We start from the raw sequence: 1,024 nt of genomic DNA on the forward strand, positions 1-1,024 counted from the left end.
CAATGACAGAGGCTTTCAAGTATGGCAATGACAGGCTAGTTTTATGTCATCTTCGGGCTTGACCCGGAGAGCTGTTGCATAAGACGGCTTCGCATTGTATTTTTTTATGCAGCTTCTGCTTTTCGGCGGGGGCTGTTTTTTTATTTCCCGAACAGTTTGCTGTGTGTTCCTATTCGGAAAGCGGATAGCTGGAGAATGTCTTTTTCGATTTTATAAATCAGGACTAAGTCGGGCTTTATGTGGCAGTCTCTGTAAGATTTTAGTTTTCCTGTCAGCTGATGGTCGCAGTATTTCGGCTCAAGAATTTCGCCGTCTGCAAGCCTGTTGATAATTTCAATTGTTTTTGACTTTTCGTCCGCAGCAAGCGATTTTGCGTCTTTCTTAAATGCCGACGTAAAATAGATTTTGTATTTCATAAATCTGCGAACGCTTCCTGAGCGGTGGCGTAGGTTTTCAGCGTGCCGTTTTTGACTGAGGCGTTGTATTCTTTTTCGCCTGCTTTGATTGATTCCACAAGTTCTGCCGGATATTCATCTTCTTTTACGTAGGAATAAACTTTTTTGCTCATCTTGTTTATCGCGTCTATCATTTCCACAAGTTTGTTGTCCGCGTTTTTTATCACCAAAGTCATATTTCGCCTCTTTTTGAATATAGCATAGAAAAGCGGAATTTTCCATAAAGAAAGATGTGGCTTCTGCTTTGCGGCAGGGGCTGCTTTTTTTAACGATTGTCATTCCCTTGCTTGACAAGGGAATCTATTGCACGGGATTGTCGGATCAAGTCCGACAATGACAGAGGCTTTCAAGTACGGCAATGACAGGCTAGTTTTATGTCATCTTCGGGCTTGACCCGGAGAGCTGTTGCATAAGACTGCTTCGCATCGTGTTTTTTTATGCAGCTTCTGCTTTGCGGCAGGGGCTGTTTTTTTACGATTGTCATACCCTTGCTTGACAAGGGAATCTATTGCACGGGATTGTCGGATCAAGTCCGACAATGACAAAGGGTTTCAAGTACGGCAATGACA

At 43.2% G+C, this 1,024-nt stretch carries 2 protein-coding genes; both read right to left on the reverse strand.

The annotated features are described in order from the left end of the window. Nucleotides 1-140: 140 nt before the first annotated feature. The gene (locus tag B2X33_RS05440; protein ID WP_296668189.1) at nucleotides 141-416 is read right to left on the reverse strand and encodes a type II toxin-antitoxin system YafQ family toxin; all 276 of its coding nucleotides are present in this window, start codon (nucleotides 414-416) and stop codon (nucleotides 141-143) included. Then, the gene (locus tag B2X33_RS05445; RefSeq protein ID WP_296668191.1) at nucleotides 413-631 is read right to left on the reverse strand and encodes a hypothetical protein; all 219 of its coding nucleotides are present in this window, start codon (nucleotides 629-631) and stop codon (nucleotides 413-415) included. The genes B2X33_RS05440 and B2X33_RS05445 overlap by 4 nt, the downstream gene beginning before the upstream one ends. Between the last annotated feature and the right edge of the window lie 393 nt (nucleotides 632-1,024).

Source organism: Treponema sp. UBA785 (assembly GCF_002297065.1).
GTDB lineage: Bacteria > Spirochaetota > Spirochaetia > Treponematales > Treponemataceae > Treponema_D.

Coding starts and splice junctions, on each gene's coding strand:
- B2X33_RS05440 (WP_296668189.1), bottom strand. CDS start 416: ATGAAATACAAAATCTATTTTACGTCGGCATTTAAGAAAGACGCAAAA.
- B2X33_RS05445 (WP_296668191.1), bottom strand. CDS start 631: ATGACTTTGGTGATAAAAAACGCGGACAACAAACTTGTGGAAATGATA.